Below are 15,509 nucleotides of genomic sequence, written 5' to 3' on the forward strand. Positions count from 1 at the left end.
TCCAAGGCTAACTGAACTGACTGGTCAGTTCAAATAAGAATCCTCCCGTGTGATCAACTGATCACAGGCCGTACGCTTCGAGCAGCCGGAGCCACACCTCACTGATGGTGGGGTAGGACGGGACGGCATGCCAGAGCCGGTCCAGCGGAACTTCTCCGACGATGGCAATGGTCGCGGCGTGCAGCAGTTCGGCCACGTCCGGTCCCGCGAACGTGGCGCCGAGCAGGACCGTGCGCTCTTCATCGATCACCAGCTGGGCCCAGCCCTCATAGTGCTCGGCGTGGAGCGCGGAACCGGCCACCTGGATGGGCAGCTGCACGGAAGTGGCGCGGTAGCCGTCCTTGTGGGCCTGGTCCACACTCCGGCCCACACTCGCCAGTTCGGGATCCGTGAAAACGACATTGGGGACGGCGTGCTCGTCTGCTGTCTGGGCGAAGCGGCTCCACGGGGCCGGATCGCCTGAGAGCTCGCCCTTGGCGCGGGCGGCAATCGCATCGCCGGTGGCCCGGGCCTCATACTTGCCTTGATGAGTCAGCATGACCTTGCCCGCTGCATCGCCGACGGCGTAGAGCCACGGGTCCCCGCCGTTCCCGGCCAAACCCGTGACCAGGCCGGTGGAGTCGGTGCTCAGCCGGAGACCTTTGCCGTCCGCGGCGACAAGGCCAACACTTTCCAGTCCAATCCCCGCCAGGGCAGGATGCCGGCCGGTGGTGACCAGGACTTTGTCGGCTGTCACGGAGCTGCCGCCCGCCAGCTCGAGGGTGAGCGAGCCGTCGCTGTTTTCCCGGACGCTTTTGGTTCCGGTGTGCAGGCGGAGATCGACGCCGTCCGCACGCAGTCCGGCGGCGACCAGGGAGCTTGCCTCCGCCGGGAAAGAGCCGAGCAGGCTGCTGCGGGCCACCACTGTCACGGCGGAGCCCAGCCGGGCGAAGGCCTGGGCGAGTTCGGTGCCTGCCACGCCGCCGCCGAGCACCGCCAGCCGCTCCGGGATGACCTTCGCGGACGTTGCTTCGCGGGTGGTCCAGTAATCCACCTGGGACAGGCCTTCGAGCGGCGGCACGGTTGGTGCGGACCCGGTTGCCACCACCACTGCGTGCCGCGCCGTGAGCGTGTATCCGTTGCCGTCCAGTCCCGCGACCTCGACGCTGCGGCTGCCGGTGATCCAGCCATGGCCGCGGATGAGTTCGATCCCGGCGTCCGCTACCCAGGTGACCTGGCCGTCGTCCTGCCAGTTGGACGTAAAGGAGTCGCGGCGCTTCAGGACTGCGGCTACGTCCAGGGTCCGGGTGACTGCTTCCGCTGCGCCGGGAACGGTCTGGGTGCCGTGCAGGGCGGTACCCGGCCGCAGCAGCGCCTTGGAAGGCATGCAAGCCCAGTAGGAGCATTCGCCGCCGACGAGTTCCGCCTCGATCAGCACTGCGGTCAGCCCGCCCCGGACCACACGTTCCGCCACGTTCTCGCCCACGGCACCGGCGCCGATCACAATGACATCGAATTCCTGTTTTTGCTGTGCCGTCATGGCAAAAGCCTAACCCCCGCGAGGTCCGGCCGGGCCGTCCGCAGCGGGCACGCCGGGGCTGGGCCCGCCGGTGGGTTAAACAGAAGATCCGCACCGGCAGGCCGGTGCGGATCTTCTTCTCTGTGCGCCCAAAGGGATTCGAACCCCTGACCTTCTGTTCCGTAGACAGACGCTCTATCCAGCTGAGCTATGGGCGCATTTTCTGTTCCTGGAACTTCTCGCTCCCTGAACCTCGAATTACTTTACGCGAGAGGGGGCCGCGGTGACAAATCGAAACAGGTGTAATATAGCTGACTAGACCGGTCTACGTGACCTTAGTCACAAAATAGCATCGGTCCGCAGTGTTGATTCCTTGAATTTCCGGGCTTTTTGAAATCCCTTCCCCCATTCACCCCACATACTGCCCCATTTTCGGGGGGTGATCTAGCCCTACATTTAGGACACACGACTGAACCCGAGGAAGGGAACCGTAATGGGAGATTTGGCGCGACTGCCGTTGCTTGAAAAGGCACCCACCACACATGCCGGGCTGCTGGCATGGGTTGAAGAGGTAGCTGAACTGACCCAGCCGGACCGGATCCACTGGGTAGACGGCTCCGAAGAAGAGAATACCCGGCTCACGGATGAACTCGTTGCCGCGGGCACACTGACCCGCCTGAACGAAAAGCTGTTCCCCAAATCTTTCGCGGCATTCTCCGATCCCGCCGATGTGGCCCGGGTCGAGGAGCAGACCTTCATCTGCTCGGAAAACGAACGTGATGCAGGCTTTACCAACAACTGGATGGCTCCGGTGGAGATGAAGGAGAAGCTGCGCGGCCTGTTCAGCGGCTCCATGCACGGCCGCACCATGTACGTCATCCCGTTTGTTATGGGCCACCTTGACGCCGAGGATCCCAAGTTTGGTGTGGAGATTACGGACAGCGCGTACGTTGTCGCCTCCATGCGCATCATGGCCACGATCGGCACCGAGGTGCTGGAGAAGATCACCGCGACCAATGCCTTCTTCGTCCCGGCACTGCACTCCCTGGGCGCACCGCTGGCCGCCGGCCAGGAAGACGTTGCCTGGCCCTGCAATCCGGACAAGTGGATCGTGCACTTCCCGGAGGAGCGCTCGATCTGGTCCTTCGGCTCCGGCTACGGCGGCAACGCCCTGCTGGGCAAAAAGTGCTACGCCCTGCGCATCGCCTCCGTGATGGCCCGCGATGAGGGGTGGCTTGCTGAGCACATGCTCATCCTCAAGCTGACCTCGCCGGAGAAAAAGAACTACTACATCTCTGCCGCGTTCCCGTCGGCCTGCGGCAAAACCAACCTCGCCCTGCTGGATCCGACCATCGAGGGTTGGGGCGTCGAAACCCTTGGTGACGACATCACCTGGATGCGGATCGGCAAGGAAGGTGAATTGCGGGCCACCAACCCGGAGGCCGGGCTGTTCGGCGTCGCCCCCGGCACCGGCTGGGGTACCAACCCCAACGCCATGCGCGCCATCGCCAAGGGCCACAGCATCTTCACCAACGTGGCCCTGACGGACGACGGCGGCGTCTGGTGGGAGGGGATGACGGACGAGGTTCCCGCGCACCTGACCGACTGGCAGGGCAACTCCTGGACTCCTGGTTCGGACCAGCCTGCAGCCCACCCGAACTCCCGCTTCTGCACCCCGATATCACAGGTCGACATGCTGGCCGAGGAGTACTACAGCCCCGATGGTGTGGAGCTTTCCGCGATCCTCTTTGGCGGCCGGCGCAAGACCACTGTGCCCCTGGTTACCCAGGCCCGGAGCTGGACCAATGGCATTTTTATGGGCTCCACCCTGTCCTCGGAAACGACCGCCGCGGCGGCCGGCAAGGTCGGTGTGCTGCGGCGCGACCCGATGGCCATGCTCCCGTTCATCGGCTACGACGCGGGGGACTACCTCAAGCACTGGATCAGCGTCTCCGGGAAGGCTGATCCCGAACGCCTGCCGCACATCTTCCTGGTCAACTGGTTCCGGCGCACCGCCGAGGGCGGCTTCGCCTGGCCCGGCTTCGGCGACAACGCTCGGGTCCTCAAATGGGCCATCGAGCGGATCGAAGGCAAGGCGGAGGCCGTGGAAACCCCCATCGGCTTCGTCCCGGCCGGGCACTCCCTGGATCTGACCGGACTGGACCTCACGCACGCTCATGTCGAAGACGCCGTCCGCGTGGACCGCGAGGAGTGGGACACCGAACTCGCCTCGATCGAAGAGTGGTACGCGAGGTTCGGTGACTCCCTGCCTGAGGCCCTGCGCTCCGAACTCGAAGGCCTGAAGGAACGCATGGCCGCCCACTAGCAGCGGGCTGATCTGACGACGGCGGCCCCGCACCTTGCGAAAAGGTGCGGGGCCGCCGTCGTTCCCTCGCCGGGGTCTACGAAGCCAGGGCGGTGGGATCTAGCTTGCGAGCCAGATGTCCGGACCAAATACCTCGTAGTGGATCTTGGTCGCCGGGATACCAGCGTTGATGGCCTCGTTGCGGATGCTCTTCATAAAGGGCAGCGGGCCGCACAGGTACAGCGAGGCGTTGGCCGGAAGGTCCACTTCGCGCAGCGACATAAAGCCGTTCTTGGCACCGGCTGCCGGGCTCTCGAGCCAGAGCTGGAGGTCGGCACCGTCGAGGCGTTCGACGTCGTCGGTCATCTGGCTGCGCAAAGCCCAGGACTCCAGGTCGCTTTCCGCGTGCAGGACCAGGACCTGGCGGTCCGAGCCGGCGTCCGCGAGGGAGCGCAGGATCGAGGCAGTCGGTGTGCAGCCGATGCCTGCGGAGGCCAGCACAACGGGGCCTTCGCCTTCCTTGAGGGTGATTTCACCATAGGGGTTGGAGATCTCGAGTATGTCGCCCACCCGGACGTTGTTGTGCAGGACGGGGGAGACTTCGCCGCCGTCGTCCTTTTTGGTGGTGAAGGTGCGGCTGGTGCCGGCGCTGCCGGACAGCGAGTACTGGCGGACCTGGCGCAGCCCGTCCGGCAGTTGGACCTTGACGCTCACGTACTGCCCGGCGAGGGCCTCAGTGACAGGGGTGTCGTCGGCCGGTTCCAGGGTGAAGGTCGTGGAGCCGGTCCCGGCAGCGGCCTTGGCGGCGACCCGCCACGGGCTCCACATCGTGCCGTTGGCCTGTGCGGCATAGAGGCCCTTTTCGAGCTTGATCAGCGCATCCGCCATGAGCCAGTAGACCTCGGTCCATGCATCGGCGATCTCCGGGGTGATCACCTCGGCAAGGTCCTCGGCGATGGCGGCAAAGAGGTGCTCGTAGACCACCTGGTACTGGGGTTCGGTGATGCCGAGGGAAGCGTGGCGGTGGGCGATGCGGGCGAGCACCGTCTCGGGCAGGGTGCCGGGGTTGTTCACCAGGTGGGTGGCGAACGCGGCGATGCTCCCGGCCAGCGCCTGCTGCTGGTTGCCGTTGCGCTGGTTGGAGCGGCTGAAGAGTCCGTCCAGCAGTTCCGGGTGTGCTGCGAAGAGTCGGGCGTAGAACTTGGGCGTGATTTCACCGATCCGGGAACCGACCAGGGGAAGGGTGGCCTCGATCACGGGGAAGGATTTGTCCGAGAGCATTGGGACTCCTGAGATAGTGGCCCGGGTCTGTAACCGGACCGATGAAAATACATGTATTTGAAATGCAAGTATTTATACTTCAGTTTTACAGCGTGTAGAAAACAACTTCAAATCGGGTGGATTCCCGGGCGCGGCGACTGGGTGCTGGGGTGGGGCGGGCGAAGCGGGGGTTCAGAGGCCCGGGCGCAGGCCAATCACCTGGAACACCGGCGCCATCTGCCGGGAGGTGGGCAGCGATGCGACCACCAGATCGTCAAGTTCGAGGTAGAAGGCCTCGCGGGCCCGTGCGAGGGCGCCGCGGAGGCGGCATTCGTTAATCAGCGGGCACACTCCGCCGGTAGAGACGCAGTCGGCAGGGTCAAGGCGTGTGTCCAGCTGGCGCAGGAGCGCCCCGACGGTGGCGGTCCGGCCGGCGCTGCTGAGCCGGGCACCGCCGTGCCGGCCGCGTTCGACGTCGATCATGCCCAGTTCGCGCAGCTTCGCCATCGCCTTACTGACATGGTTGTACGGCGTGGCGACGGCGTCGGCGACGCTCTGGGTGGTGAGGAGTCCGCCGTCGGGAGCCGCGGCGAGCACCATCATGGCCCGCAGGCTCACATCCGCGAAGGCGTTAATCTTCATAACACCAGTTTACCGGCGGTCTAGTCCACCCAAACGACGGGCTCGTTGGTGTCGGCGGAGAGCTCGCCGAATTCCAGCTCACGGGTCGCAGGGTTGGCGGCGTAGGGCAGGACCGCGGCAAACAGCGAGCCGTCACGATGCTCAGCGGCCACGTGGATGGCGTCCGAAGCTTCTTCCAGCAGGGTGATGTCACAAACGATTGCCGCGGCACGGAACTCGTCCCGGTGCTGCCTCAGCAGTTCCGTGAGGTCGCTGATCATCGAGTCCGCGTCAAAATCGGCGTCGGTACCCTCGTCTGCGTCGGCGGGGGTGACGGCGACGAGCCGGACCTCGCCGTCGTTCTCCACCACCAGGGCGAATGGCAGGAAGCCGCCGTTGCGCTCAAGCTGCTCCTGGGCGGCACCGACCCCGGTGCCGAGCAGGTTCTCCAGATCGGTGGCGCTGGCTTCCGGGACAGTGCCGCGCCAGGAATTAGGAGCGGAGGGGGCAGATGTCTCCGAGGGCAGTTCCGACACGCGCCTAGCCCCGGACCAGTGCCAGGACGCGGTCGCGGACCCGCTCCATTGTGGCCTTGTCCGTCGCCTCGACGTTCAAGCGGAGGAAAGGCTCGGTGTTGGAAGGGCGGAGATTGAACCAGTAGCTGCCGTCGGTGGCAATGAAGGTGCTGCCGTCGAGGTAGTCGATCTCGACGTCCTCGGAATGGAAGTCGTGGCGGACCCGTTCCACGGCGCCGGCCTTGTCTTCGATTTCCGAGTTAATCTCGCCGGAGGACCGGTATGGCTCGTACTCGCGGCCGAGCTCGGACAGCGGGCCGGCCTGCTCCCCGAGGGCCGCGAGGACATGCATCGCGGCGAGCATGCCGGTGTCCGCGTTCCAGAAGTCGCGGAAGTAGAAGTGCGCGGAGTGTTCGCCGCCGAAGACGGCCCCTTCTGCTGCCATCTCGGCCTTGATGAACGAGTGGCCGACGCGGGTGCGCACTGCCCGGCCGCCGTGGCGCGCCACCAGCTCGGGGACGGCGCGGGAGGTCAGCAGGTTATGGATGACAGTGGGGTTCTCCTCGCCGAGTCCCTGCGCGCGGGCAATTTCGCGGCGGGCCACCATGCCGGTGATCGCGGACGGCGAGACCGGTTCGCCGTTCTCATCGATGACAAAGCAACGGTCGGCGTCGCCGTCGAAGGCCAGCCCGATGTCTGCCCCGTGTTCGAGGACGGCAGCCTGCAGGTCACGCAGGTTCTCGGGCTCCAGCGGGTTGGCGGGGTGGTTCGGGAACGATCCGTCGAGCTCGAAGTACAGCGGAATGATTTCGAGGGGGAGCGCGGGCAGCAGGGTGTCCCCGAGCACCGCGGGCGTGGTGAGGCCGGCCATGCCGTTGCCGGCATCGACGACGACTTTCAGCGGGCGGTTGCCGGCAAGCTCCACCAGGCTGCGGAGGTACTCGGCGTAGTCCTTCAGCACGTCATGGACGCCGATCAGGCCGCGGGCGGCGGCGGCGGGGATCGAACCGGCGTTAAGGTATTCCTCGGCGCGGGCCTGGATTTCCTTGAGTCCGGATTCGGAGGAGATCGGCTCGGCGCCGGCCTTGGCCATTTTGATGCCGTTGTACGCGGCGGGGTTGTGGCTGGCGGTGAAGGTGGCGCCGGCTGCATTGAGCGCGCCGCAGGCGTAGTAGAGCTCATCGGTGGAGATCAGGTCGAGCAGCTGGACGTTGGCCCCGCGCCGGGCGGCGCCGTTGGCGAAGGCCTTGCTGAATTCGGGGGAGGAGGGGCGCATATCGCCGCCGACCAGGACCATTTCGCCTTCCAGCTGCAGGACGTCAACGAACGCTGCGCCCACAGCCTCGACGATCTCCGCGGTGATTGACTCGCCGACAATGCCGCGCACGTCGTAGGCCTTGAAGGAGGCCGAAAGGTCAAAAGTCTTCGTCTTTTCCGTAGTCACGCGTCTTATCTTACGTTGCAGCCGTTCACCGCTGTGGAGGAGTGCCGGCGAAGTCGGTCCGCGGCGGATCTGCCGGCGGACGCTGTGATTGTCCACATAGCGGCCCCTGCGGCTTCGCGGCTCTCGGCGGCGGCTGGGATACTGAAGCAATGGCCACTAACCAGAACGCTGCACTGCTGTCCGCCGCCCCCGATGCTGCCGCCGGGCCCGGCGGAACCCGGGAACAGGCCCAGACGGTGTTGCGCGAGCTGGTCGGCCACCCGGCTGCGGAGTTCCATGACGGCCAGTTTGAGGCGATTGAGGCCCTCGTCGACGGCGGCCGGCGGGCCCTTGTGGTGCAGCGCACCGGCTGGGGCAAATCGGCGGTGTATTTTGTTGCCTCACTGCTGCTCCGGCGCCGCGGCGCCGGGCCCACGCTGATTGTCTCCCCGCTGCTGGCCCTGATGCGTGACCAGGTGGCCGCCGCGGCCCGCGCCGGTGTGCGGGCGGTGGCCATTAACTCCGCCAACCAGCTGGATTGGGACAGCGTCCGTGAACAGCTCGCGGCGGATGAAGTCGATGTCCTGCTGGTCTCGCCGGAGCGGCTCACCAATCCCTCGTTCCGGGAGAACCAGCTGCCGGAACTAATCCGCCGCACCGGGCTCCTGGTCATCGATGAGGCCCACTGCATCTCTGACTGGGGCCACGATTTCCGTCCCGACTACCGGCGTATCGCGGACCTGATCACCCAGCTGCCGGACTCCGTCCCGGTGCTGGCCACCACCGCCACCGCCAACTCCCGGGTGGTTCATGACATCGAGGAGCAGCTGGGCGCCGGTGTGCTGACCATCCGCGGCGCCCTCGGCCGTGATTCCCTCCGGCTGGGCGTGCTGAGCCTGCGGGACTCCCGGGACCGGCTTGGCTGGCTGCTCACGCACCTGACAGACCTGCCCGGCAGTGGAATTATCTACACGCTGACGGTCTCCGCTGCCGAGGATACCGCCCGGCTTCTCGCCGAAGCCGGACACGAAGTGCTCGCCTACACCGGACGGACAGACCCTGCGGACCGGGAACGCGCGGAGCAGCTCCTGAAGGACAACCAGGTCAAGGCGCTCGTGGCCACCTCTGCCCTTGGCATGGGCTTTGACAAGCCCGATCTCGGGTTTGTGGTGCACCTCGGCGCGCCGTCCTCGCCGGTGGCCTACTACCAGCAGGTCGGCCGTGCGGGCCGTGGGGCCGCGAACGCCGACGTGCTGCTGCTCCCCGGTTCCGAGGACCGCGATATCTGGCAGTATTTCGCCACCGCATCCATGCCCTCGGAGGAGAAAGCCGGCGCCGTACTGACCGCTCTTGCCGAAGCCGGGGCTGCTGTGTCAACGGTGGCGCTGGAGGCGCGGGTGGACCTGCGCCGGACCCCTTTGGAGCTGCTGTTGAAGGTGCTGGCAGTTGACGGTGCGGTGGAGCGTGTGGGCGGCGGCTGGCGGGCCACCGGACGGCCGTGGACCTACGATGCCGAGCGTTACGGCCGGATCGCGGAAGCCCGGGTGGACGAACAGGACTCGATGGTGATCTACCAGGACACCGCCGGTTGCCGGATGGAATACATCACGTCGGTCCTCGACGACGAGACAGCCCGCCCCTGCGGCCGCTGCGATAACTGCGCCGGTCAGTGGTTCCCCGCAGACATTGCCGCCGCGGCCACCGAAGCAGCGGGCCAGACGCTGAGCCGCGCCGGTGTACCGCTGGAACCCCGGCTGCAATGGCCCAGCGGCATGGACAGGCTGGGCGTGCCGGTGAAGGGCAAAATAAAACCCGAAGAAAGCGTCGCCAGCGGCCGGGCGCTGGCCAGGCTTACGGACCTGGGCTGGGGCGGCGCCCTGCGCGAAGCGTTCGCCGCCGGAGCCCCCGACCGCACGGTGGACGCCGGCATGCTTCAGGCATGCGTTCAGGTACTGCGTGAATGGGGTGCCGGTGACTCCCGCACGCCCGGCTGGAGTGGTGCCGGCCGGCCCGCCGCGATCATCAGTATCCCGTCCCGCAGCAAGCCCGCGCTGGTCGACTCGCTGGCCCGCGGCATCTCGGAGATCGGCCGGCTCCCCTATCTGGGCCAGCTGCAACTGGGGCACGGCGGACCGACCGGCGGCCGTGGAGGCAACAGCGCCTACCGGCTTGCGGGGGTCTGGGACCGGCTTGTGGTGGGCCCTGAACTGGAGGCGGCCCTTGCCGGGATCCAGGGCCAGAGTGTGATGCTGATTGACGATCTGGTTGACAGCCGCTGGAGCCTGACCGTCGCAGGCAGGGCCCTTAGGCTCGCGGGTGCCGGGGCGGTACTTCCGCTGGTGCTTGGCCAGGCCGGCTGACTTCCGCCCCGGCATGGCGGGGCAGCGTCAGGCTGTCCAGTGCGCTCAGGAGCATCAGCGCAGCAATCGCAAAAAACGCTGCACGGTAGGCTGCCACCGGATCGCCGGCGGCGGCTGCCGCACCAGCCCCGCCCGGCAGGGGGCCGCCGGCTTCGAAGGTGCGGATCAGCAGTGCCCCAATCGCTATCCCGGCCGCCGCAGCGAGCTGCACGAGGGTCGCGGACACGTGGCCGGTTTGATCCCGATATTGCCCACGAATACCGCAGCGACGAGCACCCCGGCGTGCAGCGGATCCCAGCCGAAGCCGTTTTGGAACATCAGCGGCAAGAGGAAGGGCACGGCACTGATCGTCAGGCGGTAGATAAAACCGCCGGTCGCCGTGGCGCGGAATGTACGGGCGGAAAAGACGACCAGATCGAACAAGGGGTACCGGGCCCGCCGCAGCCACCAGACGGCAGCACCGAGCAACAGTGCCCCAGCGGTGCAGGTGAGGGCCGCCGGGGCGCCGGCACCGCGGCCGCCGGCCAGCTCCAGGCCCACCACGACGGTCCCCACGCCCAGGGTCGTAAGCGCCAGTCCCACCCAGTCCAGGCGTCGGCTACGGTCGCCCGGGACGGCCGGAACCAGCCGCAGCGCCGTGAGGAGTGCCGCGAGGCCCAGCGGGAGGTTGACCAGAAATATCCAGTGCCATGACAGGAACGTTGTGAGTGCGCCTCCGACGAGCGGGGCCAGGACAGGTGCCAGCAATCCCGGCCACACCAGGTAGGCAGTGGCGCGAAGCAGATCCTTCTTTGCTGAGCCGCGGAGCACCAGGAGGGTGCCCACCGGGACCATCATCGCGCCGCCCGCGCCCTGCAACACCCGGCTCAGGGTCAGCATCGTCAGGTCCTGGCTCAGTGCGCACAGGAGGGAGGCCGCCGTGAACGTCGCGATGGCCAGGCAGAAAACACGGCGCGCGCCGACGCGTTCGGCCAGCCAGGCACTGAGCGGAATCCCCATCGCCACGGTCATCAGATAGGCGGTCATTGTGATGTTGACGTCAGCGGACGGCACCGAGAAGTCCGCCGCGATACTGGGGATCGCCGTGGTCAGGACGGTGCCGTCCAGGAACTCCATAAAAAACGTCGCGGCGACGAGCAAGGCCAGCCGGGGGCTCCAGCCGTCCGACGGCGTGCTGCCGGGACCGCGGGGGGTCGTGGCGTCAGCGGGCGGGTCCCCACTCATTCGGGGACTGCTTCGGCGCCACCCTCAGCCTCATCGGACACGGGCGGAGTACGCCGGCCGGATTCGAGCTTTTCGGCCTCCAGTACAGCCATCGCCGCGTTGTGCCCGCCGATGGCGCTGACGGCTCCGCCGCGCCGGGCGCCGGAGCCGCAGAGCAGGATCCGCGCGTCGTCCGTCGCGACACCCCAGCGCCTCGCCGGGGTGTCCAACGGGGCGTTATCCTCCACGAAGGGCCAGTCGAGGCCGCCGTGGAAGATGTTGCCCCGCGGCATACCGAGCGCGCGTCCAATGTCCAGGGTGGTTTTGGTTTCGATGCAGGGCTGACCGTCCGGGCCGCTCAGCAGCAGGTCCTCGATGGGCTCGGCCAGGACAGAGTTCAGGGATTTCAGCACCGCTGCCTGAAGTTCGGCCCGACGCCGGTCATTGTTGCCTGCCGAAACCAGCCGGTCCGGGACGTGGAGACCGAATACCGTGAGAGTCTGCGCGCCGGATGCTTGCAATGCCGGGGAAAGGATACTGGGGTCGGTAAGCGAATGGCAGTAGATCTCGCACGGCAGCGGATCCGGGATGGTTCCCGCGGCGGCGGCGCGGTAGGCGGCGTCGAGCTGCGGGAAGGTCTCGTTGACGTGGAAGGTTCCGCCGAACGCCGCTGCCGGGCTGACCTGCGGATCCAACAGCCGGGGGAGGCGCTTCAGGAGCAGGTTCACCTTGACCTGTGCGCCCTCCCGGAGGTGGTTCGGGTTCGAGGGGGTATTCGGTGCCACCCAGCCGGTCCTGAGCCGGTCCAGGACCGCCGGGGCCACATTGGCGAGGATCCAGGACCCGGCGGCCGTATGCTCCGCCCCGTGCTGGCGGTAGTTAACCACACCTCCCGGGCGGACGGCGGTAACCTCCGCGGAGGTCACAATGGTCGCCCCGGCGTCGCGGGCGGCGCGTTCGAGCTCTCCGGAGACGGCGCCCATTCCGCCGACGGGCACATCCCAGTCACCCGTCCCGCCGCCGACCAGGTGGTACAGGAAACAGATGTTTTGCTGCAGGTCCTCGTCGAAGGCCCGGGCAAAGGTGCCGATCAAGGCGTCCGTCAGCACCACACCACGGACCAGTTCGTGCTGCAGAGAGCGGGTGATGGCTTCCCCGATTGGCCGTTCAACGATGGCATCCCACGCTTCCAGGGCACCGGCGCGGACTGCGAGCTCCCTTGCCTCCGAGCGCGTCGGCAGTGGCGCCGTCATCGTGGGCCAAAGGGCACCGGTGAGCCGTCGGCAATCGTCGTAGAAGCCGGTAAATGCGCGGAATTCGCTCTCCGGCGCCCCGACAGTGGTGAACGATGCAGCGCTGGCCGCCGCATCTGCGTTGTCGATCAGCAGCGCGCGGCGCCCGTCGTGGGGGTCGGGGGTGTAGGACGAATACCGCCGCCGGGCCAGCCGGATGTGCAGCCCAAGGTCGTCGATGACTTGCTGCGGGAGCAGGCTCACCAGGTACGAGTACCGCGAGAGGTTGGCGTCGACGCCCTCGAACGCCCGGGCGGATACCGCGGCGCCGCCGGGCTGCTCAAGCTTCTCCAGCAACAGGACCGCCTTGCCGGCCTTGGCGAGGTACGCAGCCGCGGCCAGGCCATTGTGGCCGCCACCGACAATGATCGCGTCAAACGCGCTGGCGTCCGGCGCGGTGTTGTCCGTGCTGCTGTTCGACCTGGGGGTGCTCGACATGGGCCCATCCTGCCATCCGGGCGACTGCGGGGCCTCAGGTGTCCGGCAGCCGGACGTGCCGCGCCGGGCACCGGTCCTGTAACCCTGCAACCGGGGGTTAGCGGGTTCGGATACGCAAAAGGCCCCGGTCCAAGGACCGGGGCCAAACGCGGAGACGGGGGGATTTGAACCCCCGGTGGAGTTGTGCCCCACACTTCATTAGCAGTGAAGCCCATTCGGCCGCTCTGGCACGTCTCCAAATGCTATTAACTAGCCAACCAAGGATACGCAGAAGGGGCCACGCAGTGCAAAACGGCCACAACTGCCGCAGCGGCTCAACGGCTCAGGCCCCGCGGCCGGCCAGTGACCGCCAGAGGAAGTGCTGGCTGCGGCTCTGCAGCGCCGCGGCCTGGCGGTTGTCCGAGGCGCCCGCATGGCCGCCCTCCAGCGCCTCGTGGAACCAGATGTTGGGGATGCCCATCGCCTGCATGCGGGCTGCCATCTTCCGTGCCTGCACCGGGCCTACCCGGTCATCCGAGGTGGCCGTCCAGATGAACGTCTCAGGGTAGTCCACCCCGTCCTTGAGGAGGTGGTACGGGGAAAACGTCTTGATAAATTCCCACTGCTCCGGAACGTCCGGATCACCGTATTCAGCAATCCAGGAGTAGCCGGCGGACAGTTTTGTATAGCGGCGCATATCCAGCAGCGGGACACCGCAGGAGGCGGCCCCGAAGAGCTCCGGATACCGCGTGAGCATGTTTCCCACCAGCAGTCCGCCGTTGGATCCGCCCACGCAGCCGAGCCGCTCGCGGGAGGTCACACCGCGGGAGATCAGGTCCGCCGCCACGGCCGCGAAGTCCTCGTAGGCGCGGTGCCGCTTCTCCTGCAGGGCAGCGCGGTGCCAGGCGGGACCGTATTCGCCGCCGCCGCGGATGTTGGCCACAACGTAGACGCCGCCGCGGGTGTGCGGGGCGCCCCCCTCGTGCCCGGCCGATTCCTCGGTGCGGCGTTCCAGCCAGGCACGGCCGACCGTGCCGCTGTAGGCCGGAGTCCGTGAGATTTCGAAGCCGCCGTAGCCTGAGAGCTGCGTGGGGTTCTGGCCGTCCAGCACCAGATCCTTGGATGCCACCTGGAAATAGGGCACCCGGGTGCCGTCCTGGGAGACCGCAAAGTGCTGCTGGACCTCGTACGCCCCTTCGTTGAAGAACGACGGCGAGGACCGCAGAGCCTCGTGCGTGCTGAGCACGCCGGCGCCGTCGGGTCCGCGCTTGAGGCTTCCGCGGGTGAGGGTGCTCGGCGTCGTGAAGCCGGTAGCCACCAGCCAAAAGTCGTTCCCGGCGCCGGAAGCGTCCGAGCCGCCGTCCTCATCTTCGTCGTCGACGGCGTAAGCGTTGACGTCATGCAACGGCGGACACGCGTCCAGCACGGTGGATGCCCAGGCGGAGTCCTCCCCGGGCCGCTGCGGATCGAGGACCCGGATTTCCGAAGACACGTCGCGGAGCAGGTTCAGCAGCAGGAAGTCCCGCGTCCAGCTCCACGACTGCAGCGAGGTGTGCTCATCAGGGGTGAACAGCACGGACAGTTCCCGGCTGCCGGCCAGGAACGCATCGAACCCCACTGCGAGGAGGGACCCGGCCGGATACCTGGCTGCGCCGATGGTCCAGTCTGTTTGCGGACGGAACAGCAGCCATTCGCGGTGGGTGCTGAGGTTTACGTCCGCCGGGACATCGAACTGCACCCACTGCCCGTCGCGCAGCACCGAGGTGGTCTTCTCGAAGAAGCTGATCCAGTCCACGGCAAAAGTCCGCTCGAAACCAGGGGTCGAGTCGTGCGCCACGAGGGCCATCATGTGGTCCTCGGGGATGTCAAAAACCCGCTCGGCGGTGACCAGGGATTCGCCGCGGCGCAGTTTGACGCCGGTCCGGGCGTAGGAGGATGTGGTCTTTGGCATTCCCTCGGCAGTGGAGGCGACCAACAGGGTGTCCGCGTCCAGCCAGGAAGCGTTGCCCTTTGCCGTCGGCAGATCAAAGCCGCCGGCCGCCGGGTCCACGAAGCTGCGGGACCCGACGTCGAACTCCCGGTAGCGGTTGGCGTCGCCGCCGTCGGGGGACAGCGCGAGCAGCGCCCGCCGGTGCGGTTCGCCCTCGGCCGGGCGCAGGAAGGCGGCTCCATGGAACACCCACTCCTCACCTTCGGCGGCGGCCAGTGCGTCCACATCCAGCAGGACGTCCCACTCCGGTGATCCGCCGCGATAGCTTTCCCAGCGGGTTCGGCGCCACACGCCCTTGGGGTTCTCCCGGTCCTTCCAGAAGTTGTAGTACCACTCGCCGTGCTTGCCCACCATGGCGATCCGGTCGGTGGAGTCGAGTACCTCCAGGATGCTGTTTTCCAGCTCGGCGTAGTCCGTGTCTTCCAGCAACTCCTCGGTGCGGGCGTTCTGCTCCCGGACCCAGGCGAGCTGTTCCTCGCCGTAGATTTCCTCAAGCCAAATGTTCTCGTCGACCGGTTCGGGGGCGGTGCCCGCCGCGGCGGGGTCGGTGGGCAGGGCGGACTCGGGCGGGTGAGCAGCTTCAGCGGTGGTCATTTTCCCATCCAAGCAACATCGGAGCTCCGGT

The 15,509-nt window shown here is 67.0% G+C and carries 9 protein-coding genes, 2 tRNA genes and 1 pseudogene; 2 read left to right on the top strand and 10 right to left on the bottom strand.

What is annotated here, in order from left to right; genetic code table 11:
* Positions 1-61: 61 nt before the first annotated feature.
* Positions 62-1,519, bottom strand: coding sequence for a dihydrolipoyl dehydrogenase family protein (locus QMG72_RS10265; RefSeq protein WP_283480407.1), 1,458 nt, complete (start codon positions 1,517-1,519; stop codon positions 62-64).
* A 123-nt stretch (positions 1,520-1,642) separates the two neighbouring features.
* Positions 1,643-1,716, bottom strand: a tRNA-Arg gene (locus tag QMG72_RS10270).
* A 275-nt stretch (positions 1,717-1,991) separates the two neighbouring features.
* Here QMG72_RS10270 and QMG72_RS10275 point away from each other — a divergent pair.
* Positions 1,992-3,824 (top strand): phosphoenolpyruvate carboxykinase (GTP), encoded by a 1,833-nt coding sequence (locus QMG72_RS10275; protein WP_226773671.1) that lies wholly within the window; start codon positions 1,992-1,994, stop codon positions 3,822-3,824.
* A gap of 99 nt (positions 3,825-3,923) precedes the next feature.
* On the opposite strand, the gene QMG72_RS10280 is transcribed toward QMG72_RS10275, so the two are convergent.
* The 4 genes from QMG72_RS10280 to QMG72_RS10295 form a co-directional block, all read right to left on the bottom strand.
* A complete protein-coding gene (locus tag QMG72_RS10280) occupies positions 3,924-5,084 on the bottom strand; it encodes a globin domain-containing protein (protein WP_226773670.1) in 1,161 nt (386 codons plus the stop codon).
* Between the two features lie 171 nt (positions 5,085-5,255).
* Positions 5,256-5,705 (bottom strand): RrF2 family transcriptional regulator, encoded by a 450-nt coding sequence (locus tag QMG72_RS10285; RefSeq protein WP_226773715.1) that lies wholly within the window; start codon positions 5,703-5,705, stop codon positions 5,256-5,258.
* Positions 5,706-5,725: 20 nt separating this feature from the next.
* The gene (locus tag QMG72_RS10290) at positions 5,726-6,220 is read right to left on the bottom strand and encodes a hypothetical protein (RefSeq protein ID WP_226773716.1); all 495 of its coding nucleotides are present in this window, start codon (positions 6,218-6,220) and stop codon (positions 5,726-5,728) included.
* Between the two features lie 4 nt (positions 6,221-6,224).
* On the bottom strand, positions 6,225-7,643 hold the full coding sequence (locus QMG72_RS10295; protein WP_226773717.1) for a phosphomannomutase/phosphoglucomutase: 1,419 nt from the start codon (positions 7,641-7,643) through the stop codon (positions 6,225-6,227).
* A gap of 149 nt (positions 7,644-7,792) precedes the next feature.
* Between QMG72_RS10295 and QMG72_RS10300 the strand changes: the two genes are divergently transcribed.
* Positions 7,793-9,982 carry a RecQ family ATP-dependent DNA helicase gene (locus QMG72_RS10300; protein ID WP_283480409.1) on the top strand — a complete coding sequence of 730 codons (2,190 nt, stop codon included), beginning with the start codon at positions 7,793-7,795 and terminating at the stop codon, positions 9,980-9,982.
* On the opposite strand, the pseudogene QMG72_RS10305 reads toward QMG72_RS10300, so the two are convergent.
* The 4 genes and pseudogenes from QMG72_RS10305 to QMG72_RS10320 all read right to left on the bottom strand — a co-directional run bounded on the left by QMG72_RS10305 (position 9,927) and on the right by QMG72_RS10320 (position 15,478).
* Positions 9,927-11,206 (bottom strand): annotated as a pseudogene (locus QMG72_RS10305) (MFS transporter). The gene QMG72_RS10300 and the pseudogene QMG72_RS10305 overlap by 56 nt on opposite strands.
* Positions 11,203-12,915 carry a phytoene desaturase family protein gene (locus QMG72_RS10310; RefSeq protein ID WP_283480410.1) on the bottom strand — a complete coding sequence of 571 codons (1,713 nt, stop codon included), beginning with the start codon at positions 12,913-12,915 and terminating at the stop codon, positions 11,203-11,205. The pseudogene QMG72_RS10305 and the gene QMG72_RS10310 overlap by 4 nt, the downstream one beginning before the upstream one ends.
* Before the next feature lie 149 nt (positions 12,916-13,064).
* Positions 13,065-13,152, bottom strand: a tRNA-Ser gene (locus QMG72_RS10315).
* Between the two features lie 85 nt (positions 13,153-13,237).
* Positions 13,238-15,478, bottom strand: a complete 2,241-nt coding sequence (locus QMG72_RS10320) for a prolyl oligopeptidase family serine peptidase (RefSeq protein WP_283480411.1) — start codon at positions 15,476-15,478, stop codon at positions 13,238-13,240.
* Positions 15,479-15,509 lie beyond the last annotated feature (31 nt).

Origin of the sequence: Pseudarthrobacter sp. PH31-O2, from assembly GCF_030063265.1 — a bacterium.
GTDB lineage: Bacteria > Actinomycetota > Actinomycetes > Actinomycetales > Micrococcaceae > Arthrobacter.

Excerpts from the sequence above, each read along its gene's own strand:
- QMG72_RS10265 (WP_283480407.1), bottom strand. The coding sequence starts at position 1,519 with ATGACGGCACAGCAAAAACAGGAATTCGATGTCATTGTGATCGGCGCC.
- QMG72_RS10275 (WP_226773671.1), top strand. The coding sequence starts at position 1,992 with ATGGGAGATTTGGCGCGACTGCCGTTGCTTGAAAAGGCACCCACCACA.
- QMG72_RS10280 (WP_226773670.1), bottom strand. The coding sequence starts at position 5,084 with ATGCTCTCGGACAAATCCTTCCCCGTGATCGAGGCCACCCTTCCCCTG.
- QMG72_RS10285 (WP_226773715.1), bottom strand. The coding sequence starts at position 5,705 with ATGAAGATTAACGCCTTCGCGGATGTGAGCCTGCGGGCCATGATGGTG.
- QMG72_RS10300 (WP_283480409.1), top strand. The coding sequence starts at position 7,793 with ATGGCCACTAACCAGAACGCTGCACTGCTGTCCGCCGCCCCCGATGCT.
- QMG72_RS10310 (WP_283480410.1), bottom strand. The coding sequence starts at position 12,915 with ATGTCGAGCACCCCCAGGTCGAACAGCAGCACGGACAACACCGCGCCG.
- QMG72_RS10320 (WP_283480411.1), bottom strand. The coding sequence starts at position 15,478 with ATGACCACCGCTGAAGCTGCTCACCCGCCCGAGTCCGCCCTGCCCACC.